Origin of the sequence: Nostoc sp. LPT, assembly GCF_017115165.1 — a bacterium.
Taxonomy (GTDB): domain Bacteria; phylum Cyanobacteriota; class Cyanobacteriia; order Cyanobacteriales; family Nostocaceae; genus Nostoc.
The window spans coordinates 77,464-103,172 of the sequence record NZ_JABXKF010000175.1 but is presented as its reverse complement, the minus strand read 5'-3'; the positions used below and the strand labels follow the sequence as shown (position 1 = coordinate 103,172).

Here is a 25,709-nt window from a genome sequence, read left to right as displayed (position 1 = left end):
AATTAGATATTTAATTACCTAACTTATTGAGAAGCGTTGTCGAATATAAATTGCTACACCATTTAAAACTAAAATCAAGATTAACAACGCAATAATTGTCGCTGCTGCTGCACTAGCAAAACCCGGTTCAGGACGAGTTATGTAACTGTAAATTTGAATAGGTAATGCCATAAATCTCTGAAACAAACCAGGGTTAAAGGTGAGAAAACCCACAGCACCTACAACAATCAGAGATGCTGCATCACCAATAGCGCGGGATATAGAGATAATCACCCCCGTTAGAATACCGGGAATAGCATAGGGTATGACATGATTGCTGATAGTTCGCCATTTTGTGACACCTAATCCGTAAGAAGCATTTCTCAAGGAATCTGGGACAGCGCGAATTGCTTCTCTAGCTGTCACAATAATTACTGGTAAAGACAACAAAGATAAAGTCAATGCACCGGAAATCAAAGCGGGGCCAAATCCAAGCAAATAATTGAAAACCCCTAAACCCAGCAATCCATAGACGATAGAAGGCACACCTGCAAGATTACTGATATTAATCTCAATAATCGCTGTCCACCAAGCTTTAGGTGCATACTCTTCTAGATATAAAGCTGCTCCTACACCTATTGGGACAGTCACTAAAATCACAACAGATCCTAAAAGAACACTGCTGATAATCGCAGGACGAATACCACCTTGATCGGGAAAACGAGAAGGAGTTTCCGTAAGAAAGCCGGGTGATAAAAATCTGCCTAATCCGTCTCGAAAAATATCAAAAAGTAGCAAAGCTAGGATAAATAAACCAATCAGCAATCCTAACAAAAAAAGTACTTCAAATACTTTACCTAATGTCTCCCTACTTTCAACATTATCGGTAAATTCTGCCGCAGAATCTAGAGAATCATCTTGTTGATAACTTGTAGCCATATCTATTTAGTTTAGTCGTATTTTTCTTTAAAGCGATTAGCAATCCAGTAACTAACAATATTCAAAGCAAGGGTAAGTAGAAACAGAACAGCGCCTACAGCATATAATGTCTTGAAATTGAGACTACCACGTGGACTATCTCCACCAGAAATTTGTGCCATGTAAGCTGTCATTGTTTCTATTGATTCGGCAAAATTAACAGTTAGTCTTGGTTGTTGTCCGGCAGCGATGAGTACAGTCATTGTTTCACCCACAGCTCGAGAAATACCCAAAATAATCGAGGCTATGATTCCAGAAAGCGCGGCTGGTAGAACTACTTTAAAAATGGTTTCCAGTTTAGTGATACCTAAAGCATAAGCTCCTTCTCGCAAAGAACGTGGAACTGCTCGGATAGCATCTAAGCTGATAGAACCAACAGTAGGAGTAATCATTACCCCCATCATTAACCCCGCACTCAAAGCGTTGAATATTTCCAGAGGGATAAAATTCCGCAGCAATGGTGTAAGGAACAACAGCGCAAAGTAACCATATACTACTGTGGGTATTCCCGCTAAAAGTTCTACTGCTGGACGTAAAATTGCAGCCACTTTGGGTTCAGCATATTCACTCAAATAAATAGCAGAAGATAAACCCAAAGGAATAGCAACTGCCATAGCAATAGCTGTAGTCAAGAAAGTGCCATTAATCAATGGCCAAACACCAAAATGTCTATTAGCAAATAAAGGCGTCCATTTAGTATCAAGAAAAAATTGGGCAAAGGAAACTTCTTGGAAAAAACCGAATGTCTCCTGAAAGATAATTACAACAATACCAAAGGTAGTTAAAACTGAAACTAAAGCACAAGCAAATAAAACTGCTGCAACAATCTTTTCTGAGATATCTTCAGATGGATTTTTATCCAGTGACTGTCTGGATAGTAGATAAGGCTCGTCTTGAGAATTGGTATTTTGCATAAACAGTTAAGTTTTAACTACACTCAGACTACAATGACTAGGACTTTATTTAAATGAAGTTTGTGATCGGTTCACCTGGTTTTGCTTTTTTAAACTTTGTCCCAGTTTCACCAGTAGCAAATTTTTGTTTGACTTTGAGGTAAGCTTCATCAGGTAATGCTACATAACCAACGCTATCTACCCACTTCCAAGAATTTTCTAGATAAAAATCTACAAATTCTTTTACTGCTGGCTTAGTATCTAAGGATTTTCTACTGACATAGATAAACAGAGGACGAGACAAAGGTGTGTAGATATTTTTGATCACATTATCTACCGGAACTGGTTTTTCACACTTTCCTGTCAGACTTTCTACAGCAACTAGATTGAGTTTATCTTGATTTTGAATGTAGTAAGATATCCCTACATAACCCAAAGCTGATACATCACCTGACACTCCTTGGACGAGAAGGTTTTGATTCTGAGTGGCAGTGTAGTCTGTACGCCCATTCTTAGCTTTGCCAGTCACAGCTTGAGTCATATAATCGAATGTTCCTGTATCAGAAGATGGAGCATACAGCTTCAGCTTTTGATTAGGAAACTTGGGATTAACTTGATTCCATCTCAATATTTTGCCGTCTGATTTGCCGCCCCAAATCTTACCCAGTTCCTTAATAGTTAGACATTTGGCAAAGTTATTTTGGCGGTTGGCAATCACGGCGATACCATCTAAAGCTATAGGCAACTCAACAAATTTAATATTCTTACTTTGACATTTTTTGATTTCTTCATCTCTAATGGTGCGAGAAGCACCAGCTATATCAAGATCGCCATTACAAAATTTACTGAAACCACCACCAGTACCACTTGAGGCAACGCTTACTTTAGCTTCAGGTTTGACTTTACCGTATTCTTCTGCAACTGCTAAAGAAATAGGAAAACCTACAGCTGCACCATCAATACTAACCTGACTTTTCTTTTCCTCATTACTGCTACAAGCAGTGATACTGCTGGCAATAATCATTAAAAATGTCAGGAAAAGGCTATGCTTAAATCGGCTACGAAAGCTCATAAATTATCAATTGAGATAAAATGACTACGAATTGCTTATGCTTGGCTATCTGCAAGTAGAGAATGCTGCATGAAAAAATAGATATCATGCTTTATTCGCAGCTTGCACTTTGTCAAAAATTGCCCCATCTCCAAAAAACTTTTTCTGGATAATATCCCAGCCACCTAAATCTTGAGATGTGAATAAAGTTTTAATTGGGGGATGTTGTGATGCTACTTCTTGGGTAACGCTGGGGTTAACAGGACGATATTGTAATTTTGCAAATTCCCGTTGAGCTTCTGTCGAGTAAAGGAAATCAACAAATGCTTGTGCAACTTCTCTTGTACCGTGCTTATCAACGTTTTTATCAACTACGGCTACAGGATTATCAATGGAAATATTAACTTGGGGTACAACATAAGGTAGTTTAGTCCCATTTTTTCCTGCTAAAATTACCTCATTCTCGTAGTTGATTAAGACATCACCCTGACCTTTTTGGAAAAATAAATCGCTAGCTTCACGAGCATCTTTTGTCAGAATAGGAGTGTTTTTATAAACTTTGGTGACGTAATTTAGCGCTGTGGCTTCGTCACCTCCCGTTAGACTCACCGAACCCCAAAAAGCCAAGAATTCCCAGATAGCAATACCAGAAGTTTTTGGGTTAGCCGCAATCACTTTCACGCCATCTTTTGCCAAGTCTGCCCAGGTATTGATGCCTTTTGGGTTACCTTCACGAGTGACGATCGCAGCAACCGATCTACTCACAATACCACTTCTCGGTGATTTTATTTCCCAACCTGTTTTAATTAAACCTGCTTGTTGAATTTTGTTGATATCCAGGGGAAGTGCCAAATGTACTATATCTGCTTCTTGTGAACCGGCTATCACAGCCGCCGCTTGAGCACCAGAACCTCCATAACTTTGATCAAATGTGACGTTTTGGTTATGTTCTTGCTTCCATTTTTCGACAAATTTAGGAATTATCTGGTCATGAGCGGCTTTGGTGACAGAGAATGAAACTAGTTTTAACTTAACATCATTTTTTCTAGCTGAACTGCTTCCAGAACAGGAGGCAACTGCTAGACTAAAAAAAATACTTATTAGAAACAGACTTACAAAGCTTTGTACAGTGCGTCCATTCAACCAACTTATAATTGCGTGTTGATACGAGAGTTGTATATTCTGCAAAGCTTTCATAACATAAGCCTGCATGCCCTCGCTTAGAAATTTACTTAATTGTGTCGGTTGTTGCGACTTGCGCATTAGAATCACCCCTAAATCTACGGTATTTCTAGACGAATACCGTAATTATAAGAATTATAGGGTATATAGAATAATATTTATCATTTGACTTTAATTTTTTTACTCAGTGAGCAATTTCTGCTCAAAAGTAGCAAATAAATCCGATTTAGCAAGGCATTTCACAAAACGTTTCTTTTGCTGGAAAGCGAAAACATCCGATTGCATTAATACATAATATTGGCTAAATAATATGTGATGAGGAATACAAAACAGTAGTATAAACTAGACTTTTTTTAGCCAATAAAGCTCTTTTTAAAACATAGTAGCCGCACTACAGCAGGTTGAGTATCATATTTAGTGATCGCGCTCATTACGACATTATTTGTACATAACATCTAACCTTCAAAATCATCAATACTTACAACAATTCCCTAAATTATTCACGAGTTATTTGGCAATTGCGTAGTATTTGTGCTAGCAAACCACGACCAATTGTTTCACCTGAATGTACAGGAACTACTGTCCTACGCCCATCACTATGTATCATAATATGATGACTGCCACGTACCCTAGCCACTTCAAAAGCAACTTTGCTCAGGATATAATCAAGCGATCGCGCTCATACAGCTTTTTTGCTACTCTAACCAGTTCTCTAATTGCAAATTAGGTATATTTTCAAAATCTTATTTCAGCAAAGATATCTATCTATCAACTCTGGTTGGTCTTGCCAAGCTCCAAATAATTTATTCAATTTTGCTAGCCTTTCTTCATCTGTTAAGTCTAGTTTTTCTACAACAGGTTGAGTAGAAGGAAGTTCTAGATTAACGATTATTTCTACTCCATCAGGAATACTGTGAATTTGCTCTAATAATTCAATAGTTTGACCGCGTTTGATTCCTCTAATTTTCATCGTATGCTTACTCCTGTAATCACTACTATTCAAATATCAGACATTTATCAGACATTTTTTCATTACTTAATGCTAACTGATGTAGCGTAGATGCGTATCGGCTGGTGTCAGACATCGCCCCTCTACAAGAATATATAATCAAGCGATAAGATTTAAGCACTCACCAACTGAGCCAAGCGTTTCAGGACTCGTAGTACGTCGTACAATTCATTTCCAGGGTTTCGGATTAAAAACCCCTTTTATAAAGCATAATAAGTTGGATTTCCTTTAACTAATTTGACAAAAATAAATTCTCCACCGCTGCTAATCATCCCAAAACTAGGCTGATTTGGATGAGGATTACCTAACATATAAGCTAAAATTTGTGCGAGTCCTCTTTCAATCGAATATTCTGCTTGTTTTGACTCAATAACCATCACCCAGAATTGGTCTTTCAGAACTAATGTATCTATTTTGCCTTTGATGATAATTTCTTCATCTTCATCAGTAATCTCTATTGGTTCCTCAGCTTTGATATATAAGGGCAATAAATAAAAATCCCCAATAAAAAGTATTGGGTCTATAATTGCCATTCTCACAACATCTTCTAGTAAAGGTGGGTAATTAAGAAGATTAAAATAACCTGTTTTTACTTTATCTAAAAGTTGTTTATCTAAATCAGTAATTTCTAATAAATCTTCTTGCCATTCGCGGAAAAATTGGTCATCCAAAACTAACTAAATGCCAAAATTATCGATTAAGTAACGTAAATTGATCTCTTTTGCTTGGAGTGTTTGCGTCATACTTTTCACAAAGTGGAAAAAGTTAGATATGCTGTGGCACTTTAAATTTTTACTTTATTTTATTGCGATCGCTCAGTTAAACATGAAAAGATAATTGGCATTTATCCTATTCATTAGTTGCTGCTTCTAGCCAAACTTCCACATCATCTGCTAGCAACTTCTGAGCTGCATCCATCATTGATGCTGCGATGTCTTTGAGGTCTTCGCGATTATTTAAGTAAGTTCTTAACGCTTCCATTGGGTCGATGCTGCTACTTGCACTCAATTCAGGAATCCGGGGCCTGGCTAATTGACTCACTAATTCTGCTTGAATGGTGTAGGTATGAGCGGGACTTAAAGCAGTATGTAGAGAGGAACTGTCAATTAAATCCATCTGTTCGGAGCGGAGTTTGTAAATTAGCCGCACTACAGCATCTTCAATATTATATTTAGCGATCGCTTTCATTAACACCGCTTGCGGCTCATCTGCTTTTGAGACATCCACTTCAATGGTGCGGAAAGTCCGAACTGTCAAAGGACAAAATTCCCATTCAGCCCTCCCCCGCTCTAATTCCAGCATTACATAACCTTTGTCTTCTTTTTCTTCGCTGAAATCTACCCGCTCAATACTCCCTGGATAAATTACTGGCGGGTTGTTGGATTTATTCAGATTTTGGTGGCGGTGGACGTGTCCCAGCGCTACATAATCAAAACAAGGTCGCGTCAGCAAAGATAGGGGTAGAGTAAAGCCTTTACCTACTGCCAAAAAGCGTTCTGCGCCCAAGGTAGCATTGTCAGCCATCAAGTGAGCCAAAAGGATAGTAGGCACATTGGGGTCAAGACGGCGAATTTCCCCTTCTATAACAACTCGCAGACGTTCCGTTAATAGTTGGTTGACTTCCGCCAAAGACAAACCTTCAGTCTCTTGACGAGTCATCAAAGTTGAACGAGTCAGCCAAGGCAGCGTAATTACTTGCACTTTGCCATTGCGGGTTTCGATACAGTGCGTAGTTAATGCATCACCGACAACAAACCCTGGCACTCCCAAAGTGCGGTAAATATTTAAACTCGCCCCTCCCTGTCCTTGGGAATGTTGGTCGTGGTTGCCTACCAACAGCACTGTCGGAATATTGGCATCCATGAGACGGCGAAACTGGCTAGCAAAAGCTTGTTGAACATAAGGCGGTGGTGTCGCATCCGGGAAAGCATCGCCACCAAATATCACCATATCAACAGCATCTGTCAGCGCTCGGTCAATACATATAGACAGAGTATTGACAAAATCCTCCAACCGTGTATTTAATCCAGTCGCGGGATTAATTCGTCCGTGGGAGAAGCCACTTCCCATGTGGATATCGGAGAGATGGAGGATTTTAATCATATTTGTCCTTTGTTCTTAGTCATTTGTCCTTTGTCTAATACTAATGACAAATGACAAATGACCAATGACTAAATATGAATTCCACATTCTGTTTTCTCACTTCCCCGCCAACGTCCGGCGCGTTCGTCTTCGCCTTCACCTACTTTGGTGGTAATGGGTTGGTCGCCTATGCTGGGATAACCTTGGTCGTGGAGGGGGTTGTAGATAACTCCATGTTCAGCCACGTAGACCCAGCTGTCTTGGCGTGTCCAGGTAGCTATGGGATTCACTTTCAGCCGACCTTTACCGTCTAATTCAAATATGGGCATATTCGCACGGGTTACTGCTTGGTCACGGCGGCGTCCGGTAATCCAAGCAACGCTGTTGAGTTCGTCTAAACCCCGTAATAATGGTTCAATTTTTGTAATATTGTGGAATTGGGCAATATCCTTGTCCCAAAGTTTGTCGCCGTATTTGGCTTCAAAGGCTTCGCGGGTGTCTACATCTGGAGTTTTGTAAGTTTGCAAATCCAGGTTGTAGATTTGTATGGCTTTGGCTACTAATTCTAAGCTTTCAGGGAAGTGGTGCAAGGTATCGAGAAAGATCACAGGAACGGGATGCTTCAGTTCACTGTAAAGAATATGAGTAATTATCATGTCATCCACGTTAAAGGCGCTTGTTTGCACCAGTCCCGTTGGGATATTCTCTATAGACCATGCCAGTATTTCTTTGGGAGTGGCAGTTTCAAATTGCTCATTTAATTTTTCTAAGTCAAAAGCGATCGCTTGGTTTCTAGATGCCGTGGAGACTGTCATGATAATCTTCTGTTCAAATATTTTACCTTGATTAAGATCGATCTTACTCCATGAAGACGCCTATTCCGCTCGGATATAAGGTAATTATTTTGTGCGGAAATTACTACACTTTGAGAATGGGGAATAGGACAAGAAAAATAACCAAAACAAATACTTGACATAAATTATACAATAATAGCCTAAATAAGAGTATTTATTAAGAAACGTTACGAGAATTTAAGTTTTACATTAATTTTATAGATATTTATACTGATTTTGATATGGTTAAGGAACTATTAATAAAAGGGATTTTACTTAAATGAACAATGCAAAATTCGGGAATCCATTAGGCCAATCTATAATTATGGGTGCTTTAATGATGTTAACCAGCGTTGGGATTATTACAATAATGAACTTTTTCTAAGATTAAAATTTTTCATTTTAGCAATAAGACTTCACATAGTCCCGCTCAAAACTGAGTGGGACTTTTACTTTTTTCATCCAGATTAATCCGTGTGTATTAATTTTCTGCTGTGACTTTCGGCAGAGAATAATTCTAAAGCCGTGTTATTACGTAGTTTTGCAGTCAGAGAATTTAGAATAGGGATGCGATCGCTATTTCCTTTACCCTAGTGCCCGACTGGCGCTTTCGCTCCTGCACCGCCTTTACCCAGAAATAGCAACAAAGGTAATGAGCAAATGAATCCTACCCCTACCACTCGAAAGCAATCTGCGTAAGACAAAACCGCAGCTTGAATATCTACTGTTTGACTTAATAAAGCTAGTGCTTGTTGTTGCGCTGTTGTCGCATCCATGCCTTGGCTTTGAAGTGCCCCATTGAGGAAGTCAAGGCGCTGACTGGTTTCTGGGTCATAAGGACTAAGTTTTGTTAAGAGGATGGCTCGATGAAAAGCTTCTCGTCGGTCAAGCAAAGTGGTGAGTAGAGCAATGCCTATGCTACCACCCAGTTGTCGGGTGAGGTTGTAGAAACCAGAGCCAGCAGAAATATCCTGTTTGGGTAGCGGGCCTAAAACTGCCAAACTCAAAGGGAGAAACATCAACACAGTAAAAGCCCCACGCCATACCAATGGCCAAAATAAATCATCTATGCCAGTTTGTGGGGTAATTGCTGCTAGTTGAAACATGACTCCAGACGATCCGACAGCGCCCATTGCAATTAAAAATCGGGCATCAATTTTACTAGATAGTTTGCCTAATAAAACCATAACGATCGCAGACGCTAAAGCACCAGGCGCTAACAATAGTCCTGTCTGCGTTGCCGTAAAGTGCAGCACACTCTGAGCAAATATCGGCACAGCAAAGAGTGTGCCATAAAGCCCCATACCCACCACTGCTGAGAGAACGCTTCCCGCAGCTAAAGAACGGTGGCGCAAAACTCTCAAATCCACAGCCGGGTGATCTGTTTTCACTTCTCGCCAAATAAACAATCCCAAGCCGATAATACTGGCGATCGCTAACGTCGTAATAAAATCGGAGGAAAACCAGTCGTCTTTCTCTCCTTCCTCTAACAAAGTTTGCATACAGCCAATAGCAACGACTAAAAACCCGATCCCCAACCAATCGACAGTTTGGCTTTTTGTCTTGCTTTTATCTTTGTCTTTGGGTAAAAACATGAAAGACATCGCCACTGCAACAATCCCGAAGGGAATATTAACAAAGAAAATCCACCGCCAGCCTAAACCATCTACCAAAAATCCTCCCAAAGTTGGGCCGATGGCTGGACCAGAAATTACACCTACCCCAAAAACTGCCTGTGCTAAACCTTGTTCAGCAGGTGGAAAAGTCTCGAACAAAATTGCTTGGGCTTTAGCTAGCAATCCGCCACCACACAAACCTTGAAGAATTCGAGAAAAAACTAGCATCGGCAGATTAAATGCCAAACCGCATAAAACCGAGGCCAGCGTAAAGCCAATCAACGAGAAGATAAAGTAGGTTTTGCGTCCAAAGTAATCTCCCAGCCATGCAGATAAGGGAATTAAGACGACATTTGCGATCGCATATCCAGTTACCACCCAACCTACTTCACTGACAGTTGCACCCAAACTAGCCTGTATATCTGTCAGGGCAACGTTAACAATACTAGTATCAATTACTTCTAATATTGCACCAAGAGAAGCCGTAAAAGCGATCGCCCACTTTAATGGGCCGTGGACATAACCAAATTCGTCAAAACTAGAACCTTTAATGTTGGTAGCCATTATTTAGCACAAATAATATTTGGGAGATGTTAAGCAATGCCTTGGTTGGGTTACGCTGACGCCAAAGCTCAAATTAAGTATTGTATATATACGCTACGGTAGCGTATCATATAAAAATGGTCAAGAGAGTTTTTCCTCAAATGTGGCAGAAATACTTATGCTAAAGATGGATGGTCATTGTTGCTGTTTTAGTGCATGAGAATTGGGTTATAAGGCTTATTTGTTTCTCAAATGGAGCAAATGGCCAAGAAGATATTGCTTGGGGATGATATTTTTATGAGTAAGCAAATCAACATCACTTCTGGACGCCCACGCAGCATCCATGCCGATCAAGCGATTTTGCAAGCGACCTTAGACTTGCTTGCAGAGGTAGGATATGAAAGCATGAGTATAGAAGCGATCGCTTCTCGTGCTGGAGTTGGTAAAACAACTATCTATCGGCGTTACACTTCCAAAGAAGAACTAGTTGCAGACGCGATAGAAAGTCTCAGAGATGATTTAGCGATCCCCGATACTGGCAGCTTTTGGGGAGACATGAATATCCTGATTAAGAATGCCGCCAACAAAATAGATAGTCCCCTTGGTCGTCAGACACTTGCCTTGATCGTTAGTACAGCGTCTAGCAATCCTCAGTTTGCCGAGGTCTATTGGACAAAATATACTAAACTCCGACGTGAAGCCTTTTCTAAAGTACTTGAGCGTGCCAAGTATAGAGGCGAAATTCACAAGGATGCAGACTTAGACCTAATTATCGACCTTGTAAGTGGGTCACTATATTATGCATTGATCTTCAAACCCACAACCGAGCCAGTAGAAGGATACATGCGCCGCACCATGAATCTTCTCCTCAAAGGTATTGGGAATGGGGAATAGGGCATGGGTCATGGGGAATGGGAACAAGACTAAGATAAGGCTTCCTTAGATCAGAACTTTAGAAGGACAACGAGAATAACCAATGCCCAATGCTCAATTCCAACTTGTTAGCAAAATAACTTTTCATCATAGGTCATAAATGAGATGATGGAGAAATTAGAGAAAAAGGTGAACAATTGTTATTTTTCTCCTTCCGCTTCTGGTTGCAGAATGGCATTACAGTATTGAATGAGAGTTGTCAAGCGATCGCTAATCGTTTGAAGTCTCGTTTGTATAGTAGATGCTTGCCGCGCTCCTTGGAAAAACATCACATCTATTTCCAACAGGCGCAATTGCTTGCTCATCTCCGTTTGATAAGACTGCACTCGCCAGTTTTCATCAGCCAAAGGCACAATCTGTTGCCCAAAAAATTGCTGCAACGTGGCTACACGCTGCCGCAGTTCTGGCGCAGCGATTTGGGTAGTTGTGGCATCGGAGCGTAATTGCTCTAACAAAGTTACGAATGCCAGATATTTCTCACGGTTTAAAGACATCCAGTGCTAGGTAAGATAGTATTAATGTCAAGTAATTTTTCTTCTACAATAAACTTTCTTAAAGACTTATCAGCACTAAAAGCCTCAAATCGTGATTTGGGGCTTTGTTTGCCATCAATGGATTTTCTTTCTTTAACGATTCTTGAAACTCAAACTGGATGACTACCATTGGCAATTGGAGAATCGTCCTTACACTGCTTTTTCCAACCCGTCTTTGGGCAACAGCATCTTTATCAGGGCGATGCTGCTAGTTTTATTTATCATTCACTTATCTACCGATCCTCTCTAAACCCAAATTGTATGAGCAGTATAGCGATAAATTCATCAGTTGACCTTGCCATTCCCGAATGGTTAAAAAAATGTTTGAAGGAGTCATCGACAAGTAGTAGCGCAGGGGAAGATGACCGAAGGCATAATGATGCCGTCTTAATTGGTCGGGCATTTGAATTTGCTTACCAACTGCATGAAGGTCAATACCGCAAATCTGGAGAACCATACATCGCCCATCCCATTGCTGTGGCCGACTTGCTGCGTGACTTGGGAGGCAGTGCTGCTATGATAGCAGCTGGATTTCTCCATGATGTCGTTGAAGATACAGAAGTTACAAGTCAAGACATAGAAGAACGCTTTGGCCCAGAAGTGCGGCAATTGGTCGAAGGTGTCACCAAGCTTTCTAAAATCAATTTCACTAGCAAAACCGAAAGCCAAGCCGAAAACTTCCGGCGGATGTTTTTGGCAATGGCGCAAGATATTCGGGTAATTGTCGTAAAATTGGCAGATCGTTTGCATAATATGCGAACTTTACAATATATGTCAGAGGCCAGCCGCCGCCGCAGTGCCCAGGAAACGCGAGATATATTCGCACCCTTAGCCAATCGCTTGGGGATTTGGCGGATTAAATGGGAACTCGAAGATTTGGCTTTTAAGTATTTGGAACCGGAAGCTTTTCGCCAAATGCAGGAGTATGTTTCCGAAAAACGGACGGCGCGAGAAGAGAAATTAGCCAAAGCTACAGAGATTTTACGAGAACGTTTGCAGCAAGCCGGAATCTACTTTCAGGATCTTAGCGGTCGTCCCAAACACCTTTATAGCATTTACCAAAAAATGCACCGACAGCAAAAGGAATTTCATGAAATTTACGATTTGGCGGCGCTACGGATTATTGTTCAAACCAATGAGGAATGCTATCGGGCGTTGGCAGTGGTTCACGATGCTTTTCGCCCAATTCCTGGGAGATTTAAAGACTACATTGGACTACCAAAACCTAACCGTTACCAGTCATTGCATACTGGGGTGATTGGACTAACTGGCCGTCCTTTGGAGGTGCAAATTCGGACAATCGAAATGCATCATATCGCCGAGTATGGAATTGCCGCCCATTGGAAGTACAAAGAAACTGGAGGTTCTAGTATTAGCCATTTGACAGGGACGGATGACAAGTTTACTTGGCTGCGGCAACTGCTGGAATGGCAAACCGATCTCAAGGATGCACAAGAATATCTTGATAGCGTCAAAGATAATTTATTTGAAGATGATGTCTATGTCTTCACCCCTAAGGGGGATGTTGTTCCTTTAAGCCCCGGTGCCACCACTGTAGATTTTGCTTATCGCATTCATACCGAAGTCGGAAACCACTGTTCAGGGGCGCGGGTGAATGGGCGAATGGTGCCGCTGTCAACGCGGCTGCAAAATGGCGATATTGTAGAAGTTCTGACCCAAAAGAACTGCCATCCGAGTTTGGATTGGTTGAACTTTGTCAGAACTTCAGCGGCGAAATATCGAATAAAACAATGGTACAAGCGATCGCGCCGGGAAGAAAATGTCGCGCGTGGACGGGAGTTGTTAGAAAAGGAACTTGGTAAAACTGGTTTTGATAGTTTGCTGAAGTCAGATGCAATGCAGATTGTCGCTGAAAAGTGTAATTACCACAGCGTGGAAGATTTACTTGCTGGTTTGGGTTACGGAGAGATTACCTTGAACCTAGTATTAAATCGCTGGCGAGAAGTAGCCAAGGGACAACAACCAGTTTCCACTGTGTTGCCTTTTATCCCCAAAGAACCAGCGACATCAAAAGCTTTGCGAGATGCACCTCCAACTACCTCACGTTCCACTGATTCGCCAATTTTTGGGGTGGAAGGTTTGGTGTATTATTTAGCTGGGTGTTGTACCCCGATTCCTGGTGAACCAATTATTGGTGTGGTAACGCGAGGTCGGGGGATTTCAATTCATCGCCAAGGCTGCCATAATCTGGAAACTGTGGAGTATGAACGCTTAGTACCAGTTAGGTGGAACCCAAGCGCTGAAAATAGTGGTCGTCCGCATACGTACCCAGTAGATGTTCAAATTGAAGCTCTGGATCGCGTCGGGGTGCTAAAGGATATTTTGTCACGGTTGAGTGACCAAGGGATCAACGTTCGCCATGCTCAGGTGAAAACCTCTACTGGTCAACCTGCATTGATGGACTTAGGAATAGATATACGCGATCGCTCTCAACTAGAGCAAGTGTTCGTCCAAATTAAGAAAATGAGCGACATTTTGAATATCCGCCGCGTTGGTCAAATTGACGAGTAGATGTGCCAATTGTAGGTGCGTTACACTGCGTTAACGCACCAGTTTAAGTTGCGATTTTACTCTCAAGTTTTGAATTTTAGGAAAGCGACAGTCATACCTGAGCGATTGCTTCTAATGGCAAAATTACTGTAAATGTAGACCCTTTTCCTAGCTGTGAATCTACTTTAATTTCACCATCCATTAACTGAACCAATCGAGAAACTATTGCTAAACCTAATCCTGTACCATCAGAACTTTGCACTTTTGGAGAAGTTACTTCCCGAAAATAGGGATTGAAAATTTGTGCTTGAGCATTTGGAGAAATACCAATACCACTATCAATAACGGAGATAGCCCACTGCTGTTGAGATATCGTCCAGCACTGTAAATAAATTGAACCAGATTCTGTGTAGCGAATTGCGTTACTCAGCAGATTTATCAGAATTTGCTGAAGCCGAAGAGGATCTGTGATAACTTTACTTGGGGCGCGTTCGCCTTTGGCGTTGGCGTTGGCGAAGCCTCTCGTAGAGAAGCCATCGCATTCAACAATCAAGGATAATTCTTTCGCACGCGCTAGTGGCTCAATTATCTCTAAAACAAAGTTGATTAAACTACGCACATCGGTTAAAGTCGGCTGCAATTTCATCTGTCCGGCATCATAGCGCGAAATTTCCAGAGTATCGTTAATTAACCGCACAAGAAGTCTACCACTCTTGAGAACTCGCTCGATACTTTCAAGATTTGTATAGGTGTCTTTGAGTTCTGATTGTTGACGCTGCTGGCGCAGAAATAAGTCTGCATAACCGATGATTGAAGTCAGGGGCGTTTTCAGTTCATGAGCCAAATGAGAGAGACTATCTTTATTAGCGCGAACCAAACGAGTTAGCTCTTGGTTAGTCAACCGCAACTGACTTTGGAGTTGTTTAAGCTCTTGTAATCGTCCTTGAGTATAACTGTTAAAGCAACGGGCGATCGCTTCATCAATTACTGTATCAATCAGGCGAACAGCCCTTAGCACCTCTTGTGCAGATCCCTGTAATAAATCTTCTTCTAAAAACGAAAAAATCACAAACCGGAGTAAACGATACTCTCGCGCAATTTCCTCTGGTTCAAATCCCTGTTGGGCGCGAAGTGTGCCGTGTTCTAAACTTGCATCTACTACTGTCTGCAAATCACTCGTTTCAGATTCAGAAAGTACTGTTGCTAATGCTTTCAAAACGCGGGGTAAGCTATCCCGTACAGCATTAAAAGTAAGTTCATTAGTAGCTTCAATTTGTTGATCCTGGTAAACCGCTTCTACCCATTGATCGAGAATGGCATCACTTTTGGCAATTAGAGTCTGACTAAAATCCATTTTTTGCCCAACCAAAGACAGTCAGCGCGAAGCCCCTTGCGCTAGAGCTAGCTTAGTGCATTTAATGTCAAGTTTGCAAGTGACGGAAGATGGAAGTTAGTGAAAAGACGGCTGATTACTGAACTAATCAGTTTAGCTTAGTCAGTTTATTGCAATTTAAATGCAAATTAGCTTATTTCATCATAGAGGTAAGAGCGATTGCTTAACCAAGTAGATTGTAGTTACAGACATAGTAGGCACAACTCAACACTATTAAAATTGTCAATGTATTTATATAGATATCTTTTGCAGAGACGCGATTAATCACGTCTCTTAGTTTTTACGGACATCCCAAAACAACGCCTGATTTTTCTTCGTTATATATTCTGAGGTGGCTAAGTGATATAGCAGCTAAATTGGGCAGATTATAAAATTATAAAAATTTGATAAAGTATGTCCAAGCTTCTGGTTAGTCAATATCACACAGAAGTAGAAAGAATTATCCAGTATGGCGGATCACGTAAAGAAACATCGATTCGGGTTGCATTTCAAAACTTAGTTAATGAATATTGCAAACCTAGAGAATTTAGACTTATTCCCGAACTAGATTATAAAACACCTAGCGGCAAACTTGTTTATCCAGATGGCACTGTCAAAGATGCTTTGCGTTTGGATTGGGGTTACTGGGAAAGCAAGGATTCATTTGACAATTTAGACCAATAAATTGCGAAAAAGCTAATAAAAGGCTACCCAGATAGTAACATTTTGTTTGAAGACTCACAAACAGCAGTTTTAATTCAGAGTGGACAAGAAACTATGCGCGTCCCGATGAAAGATGCTGACGCGCTGGATGGAATAATTACATATTTTATCAACTATGTTCGCCCGGAAGTTAAAGATTTTAGAGAGGCTATTGAAACTTTTAAGCAAGACTTACCGACTGTTTTAAATGCTTTGCGTGACTTAATTGATAGTCAAATCGAAACAAACGCAGCTTTTAAAATAGCAAGGGCTAAATTTTGGGGTATTTGCAAAGAATCAATTAATCCTGAAGTTACTTTGCTGGATGTTAGAGAAATGATGATTCAGCATATTTTAACTGAAGATATCTTTATCAGCATCTTCAATGAATCTCAGTTTCATCGAGAAAATAATATTGCTCGTGAATTAAAAACTATCATCGATACCTTTTTTACAGGTAGTACTAAAAAAAATACTCTTGGTACTATTGAGCGTTACTATGGAGTCATTAGAAGAACTGCTGCGAATATTTATAATCATCATGAAAAGCAGAAGTTTTTAAAAGTGCTTTATGAGAATTTCTATAAAGCATATAATCCGAAAGCGGCTGACAGGCTAGGTATTGTCTATACGCCGAATGAAATTGTACGCTTCATGATTGAAAGTGTGATTATTTAGTTTATAAAAATTTTGGTAAGCTGCTAGCTGATAAAGATGTCGAAATTTTAGATCCGGCTACAGGAACTGGGACGTTTATTACTGAATTAATTAATTATTTGCCTAAAAATAGTCTCGAATATAAATATAAGCATGAGATTCGTTGTAATGAGGTGGCAATTTTACCTTATTATATCGCTAACTTGAATATTGAATACACCTATAAGCAAAAAATGGGTGAATATCAAGAGTTTAAAAATCTCTGTTTTGTTGATACTCTTGAGCATACATCTTTTGAAGGAAAGCAATTAGATTTGTTTGCTACAAGTGTTGAGAATACCGAAAGAATAAAGCAGCAAAATGAAACTGATGTCTCCGTGATTATGGGAAATCCACCTTATAATGCAAAACAAGAAAACTTTAATGATAATAATGCAAATCGTGCCTATCCAGAAGTAGATAAACACATTAAGGGAACATACATTAAGCGTGGGACAGCACAAAATCAAATTGTGCTTTATGACATGTATGTGCGATTTATGCGATGGGCATCAGACCGCCTTAGTCAAAATGGTATAGTGGCTTTAATTACTAATTCTTCATTTATTGATAGTAAGACATTTGACGGATTTAGAAAAGTTGTTTCAGATGAATTTAGCGAAATTTATATTATCGATTTGGGTGGAAATATCCGCGCAGGAGATAAATCTGGCAGTGTTTTTGGAGTAAAAGTTGGTACAGCTATCAGCTTGATGATAAAGAAGCCAGAAAAAACCAAAGTTCCTTGTAGAATTTTTTATACAAAAGTTGCAGAAGATTCAGCCGAAGCGAAGCTGAATTTTTTAGCTAAAACACCATTTGACAAAATTTCGTTTGAACACATTAATCCAGATGAGAAAAGTAACTGGATTAATTTATCGGATAATGACTTTGATTGTCTTATTCCTGTTATCAGTAAAGATGTCAAATCTGGTCAAGGAGAGCATGCAATATTTAAATTATTTTCTTCAGGCATTAAAACTCAACGTGACGAATGGGTGTATGACTTATCAAAATCAGAATTAGAGAACCGGATGAAGTTCTTTGTAGATGTGTATGAACGTAAACGGAGAACCTCTGAAGAATTGGGGTTTGATATCAAGTGGGATAGTGAGTTGAACAATTACCTCAAGCGAGGTATCAGCAAAAAGTTTGATGAAGGAGTAATAATTACAAGTATATATAGACCATTTATTAAAAAATATCTTTATTTGGATAAACATTTTAATGGAAGGACTTATCAACTCCCTCAAATTTTTCCAAATACTAATATTGAGAATAAAGCTATTTGGATAAAATCAGGTGTTGATGCGGCTGATTTTTGTATTGGTATTAAATATATACCCGATGTCTTAACTAATGGTGGTTCTCAATGTCTTCCCCTCTACCGCTACGAGAAAGACGGCAACCGCATCGACAATATCACCGACTGGGGATTAACCCAATTCCAAACCCATTACAAAGACTCGACAATTACCAAATTAGATATCTTTCACTACACCTACGCCGTCTTGCACAATCCCGCCTATCGCACTAAATACGAACTTAATCTAAAACGAGAATTTCCCCGTATACCCTTCTATGATCACTTTCAGCAATGGGTTAACTGGGGTAAACAGTTGATGGATTTGCACATCAATTATGAAACTGTCGAACCCTATCCTTTAAAACGAATTGATTTACCTTTCACTAAAAATAGGACACCAAAAGCAAAACTCAAAGCCGATACAGCCAATGGAACCATTACTTTAGATGATGTCACAACTTTAGAAGGTGTCCCCAAAATTGCTTGGGAATATCATCTTGGCAACCGTTGTGCGCTATTGTGGATTTTAGATCAATACAAAGAAAAGAAACCTAAAGACCCTACAATTGCTGAAAAATTCAATACATATCGCTTTGCAGATTACAAAGAACAAGTGATTGATTTACTACAAAGAGTCTGCACCGTCAGTGTGGAAACAATGCAGATTATTCAACAGATTGAGTTGTAATCGATTCGTTATTTTTCGGGAACAGACTAATCAATGTGCGTAAAGCCTGATTGACAGCTTCTGCATTAGGAAAATATTCCTGTACATCGGGATCAAGCATTACTGCCCCATCTTCAAGGGTAAAGTGCTGTACAACAGTTGTCTCATCAGCTTGATGAATGGTAACAGTATGTCCACACCGATAAGCTTGGTAATGCTTTCCACGAACACCATCAGTGAAATCGTACTCTGGAAGCATATCGTTATCGGTGATATCAGGCTGCTCAGAATTAACTTTGTTCATAAACTTTCCGTTCTGCTTTTGTGGCTTGGCGGCAACTGATTTTTCATGCCATTCAAACCCCAATTCTACAAAATTATCCTCACTATGACGAATTTAGCAAGCCTCTCAATAATATTGTACGTTGTTTTTGAAAAAGTATATTTTAGTCCATATATTTTAATACTAAAAGTTCCTCCCAACCTTGCACCATATACCTCGGTAATGATGGATGATTAATATTGATTAGTATGTTTGTTTGTTCCAATCACCATGCAACAATTATTTCCCGGAGAGGTATTCGCCAACACTGCGGATTTTGACACTGGTATTCGCCAACTCTTACCGCGATACGATGAGATGTTGGAGATAATTGCCCGTTGTTTACCTTCCACAAGTCAGCGTATTTTAGAATTAGGCTGTGGCACAGGCGAACTTAGTCTTAAAATACTCAACCGCTATGCAGATGCCCAAATAATTGCTCTAGATTACTCACCTCGAATGTTGCAATTTGCCCAAGATAAAATTACAGCAGTTGGATATCAACAACGCTGGACTGGCATAAAAGCAGACTTTGGCGACTGGGCAAATAATCCAGAGAACTTGGATATTGGTAACGAATTTGATGCTTGTGTCTCATCTTTGGCAATTCACCATCTCCAAGATGAGATGAAGTTAAAGTTATTTGAGCGAATTGCTGCTAGCCTCACTCAAGACGGCTGTTTTTGGAATGCAGACCCTACCTTACCAGAATCGCCAGCCTTAGCAGAAGTTTACAAGGCGGCACGAGAGGAATGGGCAGTTGAACAGGGAATTAATTTGACAGATATCCGCGCTAAACGTGCCACCAGCACTATTCAAGGTTACTCTAGTCAAGGCCAGTTAGCTAGCTTAGAGACTCATTTACAAATGTTGAGCAAAGCTGGATTTAAAACAGTTGCAGTACCTTGGAAATATTATGGTCTGGCGGTGTTTGGTGGCTGTTTGTGAAAATTCTCGGTTTTGGATGCCTAGACTTGAGATTCGCCTGTCTCCAATAGGCATTTATAGCATTAACAACTTGATAGTAACAAAACAGCAATAAATAATATTATTTCTATTGATAAGAACTAATATATATAGCAATCCTAAATGAGATTGTGAAAATTTTTTTGATGGTCGTCCTTGGTCATTTGTCAAGAGTCATTTGTGATTACAAAGGACAAATGATTAATGACTAATGACTAATGACAGCCAACAGAAAAATATTTCATAAATGATTTAGGACTGCTATAAACGCATTAGGTCTGTAAAGGAGGTGTTGCTAACTCACACAAGAGTTTTAGTTGAAACTTGCACTAATTAAGCTGGCTTTGTGTTTTTATACAATATTTCCACATCATAAGTACCCATGAGGGTACCATCAATCCTCTAAAGACCTATCCGAAAATACAGAGTAGAAAATTTCCTTCAGAAAAAACCAGGGACACGCGATTTGGATTCGTTTTTCTGCTTCTTTCTCCAGTGGAGTTCAAGCTACTGTTTGCCATCACTTAGTTTCAAAAGGAGAATATCTTGGATGGCTCGAAATAAAAAGAAATCAGCCGGGTTTAAGTATGAGCATCCACCTGTCTCTAGATGCCCTATTTGTTGTATTATCCCGCCCCACATGCTGGAAAATGTCGTAGTGAATGGCAATCCTCAGCAGCGGAGTTGGGCTTTTCATACATTAAATGTTTCAGCACAGCTTCGCGGACGCAGAGATGTCATAGGTACTATCTCCTTTGCACCTTCACCGGGTGAGAAGCGTCGCACCATCTATGATGCCAAAAATGGCCAGCAACTCCCTGGCACATTGGTGCGTGCTGAAGGAGATCCACCAAGCAGTGATGCATCAGTAAATGAAGCCTACGATGCGGCTGGTGCTACTTATGACTTATTTCATGAAATATTCGATCGCAATTCCATTGACGACAAAGGACTACGTTTAGACTCCACCGTGCATTATGGCGTTAAATATGACAACGCCTTTTGGAACGGCGACCAAATGGTTTATGGTGATGGCGACGGAGAAATGTTTCAGCGCTTTACCAAATCAATTGATGTGATTGGGCATGAGTTAGCTCATGGGATAACTCAGTATGAAGCGGGTTTACAGTATTATGGCGAACCAGGAGCACTAAATGAATCGTTTTCTGATGTCTTTGGTTCCTTGGTGAAACAAAAATCCAAAAATCAGACTGCACAAGAGGCAAACTGGCTGATTGGTGAAGGTCTTTTAGTACCGACTGTCAAAGGTGTTGCCCTCCGGTCAATGAAAGTACCGGGAACAGCTTATGATGATCCGGTATTGGGAAAAGATCCCCAACCAGCCCATATAAAAGATAAATATACTGGTGTTGAAGATAATGCTGGAGTGCATATAAACTCAGGAATCCCTAACCATGCCTTTTATCTAGCGGCTGTAGAGATTGGTGGGTATGCCTGGGAAAAAGCTGGCAAAATATGGTATGTGGCTTTACGCGATCGCTTGCGTGCCAAAGCAGATTTTAAAAAAGCTGCCAACGTCACCATTCAAGTTGCTGGCGAACTCTACGGTAATGACAGTAATGAGCAAAAAGCTGTGCAGAACGCTTGGCAAAAGGTAGGAGTTATTTAGAGTCGGGAGTGAGGAGTTTTTTCTAACTCTTAACTCCTAACTTTTTTAGACGTATTGTTTGTTGTTGCTAAACTGGGAGGTGAAAACTCTCATCTCCTAGTTTCTGTATTTATCCTAACTAAATAGCACAACGGAGAGCAAAAAAATGCGGATATCGTTTGAACGCACGGGCGGCTTTGCTGGGATTACCAAGAAAACAACCGTTGATACAGACGATCTCCCACCAAATGAAGCCAGCGCACTTCCCCGACTAGTGGAAGCTGCTGATTTATTTAGGCTACCAGAACAAATTACTTCGCCAAATCCCCAGAGCGATCGCTTTCAGTATAAGTTAACAGTAGAAGATAACGGTAAGCAGCATACAGTGACTGTCAGCGAGTCCGCATTGCCAGGAACCTTAAGACCTCTGATTGAATGGCTACAGAACATAGCACAGAAAAGGTAATTTGCTGAATAAGTTAAATAAAGGTTGACATAAATCCTAAATGGATCATGATGTTATGAATAAACCAATCAAGCGAGCTTTCCTAGACACTGAAGATGGGCAGATTCTTTACCGTATTGGTGGTGAGGGAAAGCCTCTGCTATTATTACATCAACAACCTAGAAGCAGTGACGAATTTAGTGAGTTAATGCCTATTTTTGCTCAGACAAGGCGTGTCATTGCTATGGACTTTTTAGGATTAGGTGATTCTGATAAACCTCCAAGACTTTACTCCACCGAAGACTACGCGAAAACTGTAATTGCTCTTTTGGAGGAATTAGGTATTTCAAGTACAAGCATCCTGGGAAACCATACAGGTGCTTTTGTGGCAGGAGAAATTGCAGCCGCATATCCTGAAAAAGTAGATAAACTTATATTATGTAATGCTTTTGGCTTCGATGAAGAAGGAAAAGAAGCCCTATCAAAGAGATTTTCTGACGGTTTCAAAATAAAAGCAGATGGCTCCCACCTCATGGAAAGATGGTCAGCCCGCGCCCAATATGTAGGCTCTCCAGAATTAAATCAACGTTGGGTTTTAGACGATTTAAAAAGCTTTGGCTATCCTTTATATGCTATTTGGGCTGTACAAAACTACTGTCTGAATGCGCCAACAAGATTTCAATTGATAAAGTCTCCCACCTTGATTATGTGGGGAACTGAGGATATGAAAACTTTTGACAGACTCGGTTTAGCCAAGGTAGAAAATAGATATTTTGTTTCCAAAGCAATACCTCATAGCAAGGTGGTTGAAATTGAAGGCGGGACAATCTGCATGATGAACCAAATGCCTGAAGAAATATCGCAGATAGTAATAGATTTTCTAGATGATATAGGTGTTTAAAATTTTAGAAAGCAGGTTGTCAAAAACATTATGGCAAGAAATCATATTGAGTTTATTCAATCAGCAGATGTCATCCAGAAAACTTGGCTTGTAGATGGTTTTTTGGAAGGTGGACTGACACGTATTTTGAGTTTTGATACTGAAACTGGTGCATCTACCGAATTAGTCGAGTGGACAAAACACTGGGAGAGTAGTTCAGGTTATTTTAATTGCGACGTGGAAATGTTTGTCCTTAGTGGAGAAATACGAATTGGCCAACTTCGCCTCGGACGCTACACTTATGCTTTTATTCCAAAAGGTGTCTGCATTGAATTATTGAGCGTCAACGAAAATACTATAGCTTTGTGGATGCCTGAGCGCCATCCCAGCTTTACGAAATCATTGAATGATGTACCAGAAGCAAAAAGAGAATTATATATACCTTCATTAAGTTCAGAACTGATTCCTTGGTCTGCTACTATCACCCCTGGCTTTCCCCCAGGAGCAATGAGAAAAACTTTACGCAAAGGGCTTGAAGGTGGAAGAAGCACTTGGCTTCTAGGGTGTTTGCCGCAATTTGTCGAACCTTTTGCAGAGTATCATCCCATTCCCGAAGAGGAATTTGTCCTCCAAGGCAGTCTCACAACACAGGCTGGTCATATGACTCCAGGTTGTTACTTTTGGCGTCCACCATTGATTTCGCACGCCCCAGCATACACAGAAACCGGGTACTTTGCTTTAGTGCGAGGAGGTAATCCACATCTTTCTTACCATGCCTGGGAACCGCCATTACATACATACTATCCTTGGGATTGGAATAAGTAGACACCAGAATATGACGTCAAGGCAGAAGCTGCTACAGCTTGCGCGAAACACGGAAACATCAAGGCAGAAGCTCTTACAGGGAAGACAGAAATTGCTACAGCCTGCGCGAAACACGGAAACGTCAAGGCAGAAACTCTTACAGGGAAGGCAGAAGCTGCTACAGCCTGCGCGAAACACGGAAACGTCAAGGCAGAAGCTCTTACAGGGAAGGCAGAAGCTGCTACAGCCTGCGCGAAACACGGAAACATCAAGGCAGAAGCTCTTACAGGGAAGGCAGAAGCTGCTACAGTGAAGACACAAACAGTGTCGCCCCAGTAGAGCCAGTAGCGACTGTTTTAGCTCAAGTAATCGCTGTACCTTTGCCCCATTACCCGCAGTGGCAATAACTCGCCCTCCTAGCAACTGAGCAAGTTGAACTGCTGCGGTGCCAACGCCGCCACTACCTGGATGCAATACGGTTCGGTTAAGGCTTTTTGATAAAAATTCTACATCTCAAAGACGCGATAAATCGCCGTCTCTACAATAATCAATCTTTTGTAAAGACAGCGATTTATCGCGTCTGGTGTCTTAATCGAACTGTATTGTACCTGGATGTACCAAAACCCACTCTCCAGGCTGGACATTGGCTTTGTGGATCAGTGCCATCCCGGCAGTGATTTCTTGTATTTAATTGCTCTCTTCGCAGGGGGACGTTCGCGCAGCGTCTCGTAGAGAAGTCCATTGCGAATTGCGAATTGACAATTGTTTTGGTCAAAGTCTTTGTGTATATACATTTGAGGTTTTTTATGGCTACTTTTTGTCTAAGTCTCATTAGTCAACCGTAACGGTGTATACAGCCAAGTTGCCTATAGTATTTCGGCTCCACTTTGATTTATAAGACAAACTTAACTATACTAGTCAGGCTAGGCTAGAGTTATGAGTTTATGCCTTGGTTGGGTAAGTGGAGCGGTGTAACTAAAAATGGAATGTTATGGAGCATTTTTCAAGGAAATGCTCACTCAGTTCTTTTGGAGTTGCCAAGTAATCATTTCAATTGTGTGATCACATCTCCTCCATATTACTGGCTACGTGATTATGGAGTTAAGGAACAAATAGGACAAGAGACAACTGTTGAAGGTTATGTCAATGCAATAGCTTCTGTTATGGACGAAGTAAAGAGAGTTTTAAAAGAGGACGGTGTACTCTTTCTGAATTTAGGAGACACTTACTATTCAGGTAAAGGAAAATCTCACGGTAAGGATCTCAAGAGTAGTAAACGCCGATTTGGTTTGAGAGAAGTGGATAAAAGCGGTGGTTTAGGAATCGGATTAAAACCTAAAACCATTATTGGTATACCCTGGCGAGTTGCTATTGAAATGACACTGAGAGGTTGGGTTTTACGCAGTCCAATAATTTGGCATCGAGAGCATTGTCTTCCTGAATCTGTTAAAGATAGACCTCGGCGCAGTTATGAGTATGTCTTTATGTTTGCTCAAAACAGACGCTACTACTTTAATAGATCAATCCTTGAATCTGAAAATGTAGAAGATATGTGGACTATTGCTGCACGTCCTAAACCAACTAATGGCATCGACACTGCACCATTTCCTGATGAGTTAGTTCAAAGATGCCTTGATATTGGATGTCCAATTAATGGAACTGTCTTAGACCCATTTGCTGGAGGTGGAACTACTCTTAGAGTAGCATTACAATCAGGAATATCTGCAACTGGGATAGATTTAAATCCTGATTTTTGTAATTACATGATTAATACTTTAAGTGTTCTCTGAGGACTTT

Annotated in this window: 24 protein-coding genes and 1 pseudogene; 12 read left to right on the top strand and 13 right to left on the bottom strand. The window is 40.4% G+C overall.

The genetic code is table 11. The features are described 5' to 3' along the window. Positions 1-18: 18 nt before the first annotated feature. The 10 genes and pseudogenes from pstA to HWQ58_RS34150 form a co-directional block, all read right to left on the bottom strand. Positions 19-918, bottom strand: coding sequence for a phosphate ABC transporter permease PstA (gene pstA / locus HWQ58_RS34195; RefSeq protein WP_292872675.1), 900 nt, complete (start codon positions 916-918; stop codon positions 19-21). An 11-nt stretch (positions 919-929) separates the two neighbouring features. Continuing rightward, positions 930-1,871: a phosphate ABC transporter permease subunit PstC gene (gene pstC / locus HWQ58_RS34190; protein ID WP_292872673.1), complete on the bottom strand. Its 942-nt coding sequence runs from the start codon at positions 1,869-1,871 to the stop codon at positions 930-932. Positions 1,872-1,920: 49 nt separating this feature from the next. Continuing rightward, positions 1,921-2,922 (bottom strand): PstS family phosphate ABC transporter substrate-binding protein, encoded by a 1,002-nt coding sequence (locus tag HWQ58_RS34185; RefSeq protein WP_292872671.1) that lies wholly within the window; start codon positions 2,920-2,922, stop codon positions 1,921-1,923. A gap of 84 nt (positions 2,923-3,006) precedes the next feature. Continuing rightward, positions 3,007-4,164: a sulfate ABC transporter substrate-binding protein gene (locus tag HWQ58_RS34180; protein ID WP_292872669.1), complete on the bottom strand. Its 1,158-nt coding sequence runs from the start codon at positions 4,162-4,164 to the stop codon at positions 3,007-3,009. Positions 4,165-4,579: 415 nt separating this feature from the next. Next, positions 4,580-4,741: a type II toxin-antitoxin system HicA family toxin gene (locus HWQ58_RS34175; protein WP_292872737.1), complete on the bottom strand. Its 162-nt coding sequence runs from the start codon at positions 4,739-4,741 to the stop codon at positions 4,580-4,582. 90 nt (positions 4,742-4,831) lie between these two features. Beyond that, the gene (locus tag HWQ58_RS34170; RefSeq protein ID WP_292872667.1) at positions 4,832-5,053 is read right to left on the bottom strand and encodes a hypothetical protein; all 222 of its coding nucleotides are present in this window, start codon (positions 5,051-5,053) and stop codon (positions 4,832-4,834) included. 152 nt (positions 5,054-5,205) lie between these two features. Beyond that, a pseudogene (locus tag HWQ58_RS34165) lies at positions 5,206-5,835 on the bottom strand (restriction endonuclease subunit R). A 106-nt stretch (positions 5,836-5,941) separates the two neighbouring features. Continuing rightward, positions 5,942-7,195, bottom strand: coding sequence for an exonuclease SbcCD subunit D (locus HWQ58_RS34160; protein ID WP_292872665.1), 1,254 nt, complete (start codon positions 7,193-7,195; stop codon positions 5,942-5,944). Between the two features lie 68 nt (positions 7,196-7,263). Beyond that, positions 7,264-7,989 (bottom strand): phosphoadenosine phosphosulfate reductase, encoded by a 726-nt coding sequence (cysH, locus tag HWQ58_RS34155; RefSeq protein ID WP_292872663.1) that lies wholly within the window; start codon positions 7,987-7,989, stop codon positions 7,264-7,266. Positions 7,990-8,597: 608 nt separating this feature from the next. Continuing rightward, positions 8,598-10,187: a DHA2 family efflux MFS transporter permease subunit gene (locus tag HWQ58_RS34150; protein ID WP_292872661.1), complete on the bottom strand. Its 1,590-nt coding sequence runs from the start codon at positions 10,185-10,187 to the stop codon at positions 8,598-8,600. A gap of 276 nt (positions 10,188-10,463) precedes the next feature. Here HWQ58_RS34150 and HWQ58_RS34145 point away from each other — a divergent pair, with 276 nt between their 5' ends. Further along, positions 10,464-11,060, top strand: a complete 597-nt coding sequence (locus tag HWQ58_RS34145) for a TetR/AcrR family transcriptional regulator (protein WP_292872659.1) — start codon at positions 10,464-10,466, stop codon at positions 11,058-11,060. Positions 11,061-11,239: 179 nt separating this feature from the next. Here HWQ58_RS34145 and patD read toward each other — a convergent pair whose 3' ends face one another. Next, positions 11,240-11,593: a heterocyst frequency control protein PatD gene (patD, locus tag HWQ58_RS34140; RefSeq protein ID WP_292872657.1), complete on the bottom strand. Its 354-nt coding sequence runs from the start codon at positions 11,591-11,593 to the stop codon at positions 11,240-11,242. A 142-nt stretch (positions 11,594-11,735) separates the two neighbouring features. Between patD and HWQ58_RS34135 the strand changes: the two genes are divergently transcribed. Then, a complete protein-coding gene (locus tag HWQ58_RS34135; RefSeq protein WP_292872655.1) occupies positions 11,736-11,882 on the top strand; it encodes a hypothetical protein in 147 nt (48 codons plus the stop codon). Positions 11,883-11,893: 11 nt separating this feature from the next. Further along, positions 11,894-14,164 carry a bifunctional (p)ppGpp synthetase/guanosine-3',5'-bis(diphosphate) 3'-pyrophosphohydrolase gene (locus HWQ58_RS34130; protein WP_292872653.1) on the top strand — a complete coding sequence of 757 codons (2,271 nt, stop codon included), beginning with the start codon at positions 11,894-11,896 and terminating at the stop codon, positions 14,162-14,164. 91 nt (positions 14,165-14,255) lie between these two features. Here HWQ58_RS34130 and HWQ58_RS34125 read toward each other — a convergent pair whose 3' ends face one another. Continuing rightward, the gene (locus HWQ58_RS34125; protein ID WP_292872651.1) at positions 14,256-15,497 is read right to left on the bottom strand and encodes a HAMP domain-containing sensor histidine kinase; all 1,242 of its coding nucleotides are present in this window, start codon (positions 15,495-15,497) and stop codon (positions 14,256-14,258) included. Positions 15,498-15,929: 432 nt separating this feature from the next. Between HWQ58_RS34125 and HWQ58_RS34120 the strand changes: the two genes are divergently transcribed. The 3 genes from HWQ58_RS34120 to HWQ58_RS34110 are packed head-to-tail and all read left to right on the top strand — an operon-like array spanning position 15,930 to position 18,907. Further along, positions 15,930-16,199 carry a hypothetical protein gene (locus tag HWQ58_RS34120; protein WP_292872649.1) on the top strand — a complete coding sequence of 90 codons (270 nt, stop codon included), beginning with the start codon at positions 15,930-15,932 and terminating at the stop codon, positions 16,197-16,199. 42 nt (positions 16,200-16,241) lie between these two features. Further along, positions 16,242-16,895, top strand: coding sequence for a hypothetical protein (locus HWQ58_RS34115; RefSeq protein ID WP_292872647.1), 654 nt, complete (start codon positions 16,242-16,244; stop codon positions 16,893-16,895). 20 nt (positions 16,896-16,915) lie between these two features. Then, a complete protein-coding gene (locus HWQ58_RS34110) occupies positions 16,916-18,907 on the top strand; it encodes a type ISP restriction/modification enzyme (protein WP_366839141.1) in 1,992 nt (663 codons plus the stop codon). Here HWQ58_RS34110 and HWQ58_RS34105 read toward each other — a convergent pair. Further along, positions 18,885-19,190, bottom strand: a complete 306-nt coding sequence (locus tag HWQ58_RS34105; RefSeq protein ID WP_292872645.1) for a hypothetical protein — start codon at positions 19,188-19,190, stop codon at positions 18,885-18,887. The genes HWQ58_RS34110 and HWQ58_RS34105 overlap by 23 nt on opposite strands. A gap of 249 nt (positions 19,191-19,439) precedes the next feature. Between HWQ58_RS34105 and HWQ58_RS34100 the strand changes: the two genes are divergently transcribed. The 6 genes from HWQ58_RS34100 to HWQ58_RS34075 all read left to right on the top strand — a co-directional run bounded on the left by HWQ58_RS34100 (position 19,440) and on the right by HWQ58_RS34075 (position 25,702). Continuing rightward, positions 19,440-20,156, top strand: coding sequence for a class I SAM-dependent methyltransferase (locus HWQ58_RS34100; protein WP_292872643.1), 717 nt, complete (start codon positions 19,440-19,442; stop codon positions 20,154-20,156). A gap of 568 nt (positions 20,157-20,724) precedes the next feature. Further along, positions 20,725-21,804 carry a M4 family metallopeptidase gene (locus HWQ58_RS34095; protein WP_292872641.1) on the top strand — a complete coding sequence of 360 codons (1,080 nt, stop codon included), beginning with the start codon at positions 20,725-20,727 and terminating at the stop codon, positions 21,802-21,804. A gap of 145 nt (positions 21,805-21,949) precedes the next feature. Further along, positions 21,950-22,249, top strand: a complete 300-nt coding sequence (locus HWQ58_RS34090) for a protealysin inhibitor emfourin (RefSeq protein WP_292872639.1) — start codon at positions 21,950-21,952, stop codon at positions 22,247-22,249. 55 nt (positions 22,250-22,304) lie between these two features. After that, positions 22,305-23,129, top strand: coding sequence for an alpha/beta hydrolase (locus HWQ58_RS34085; protein WP_292872733.1), 825 nt, complete (start codon positions 22,305-22,307; stop codon positions 23,127-23,129). A 30-nt stretch (positions 23,130-23,159) separates the two neighbouring features. Further along, the gene (locus HWQ58_RS34080; protein ID WP_292872637.1) at positions 23,160-23,933 is read left to right on the top strand and encodes a DUF4437 domain-containing protein; all 774 of its coding nucleotides are present in this window, start codon (positions 23,160-23,162) and stop codon (positions 23,931-23,933) included. A gap of 923 nt (positions 23,934-24,856) precedes the next feature. Next, a complete protein-coding gene (locus HWQ58_RS34075) occupies positions 24,857-25,702 on the top strand; it encodes a site-specific DNA-methyltransferase (RefSeq protein ID WP_292872635.1) in 846 nt (281 codons plus the stop codon). Positions 25,703-25,709 lie beyond the last annotated feature (7 nt).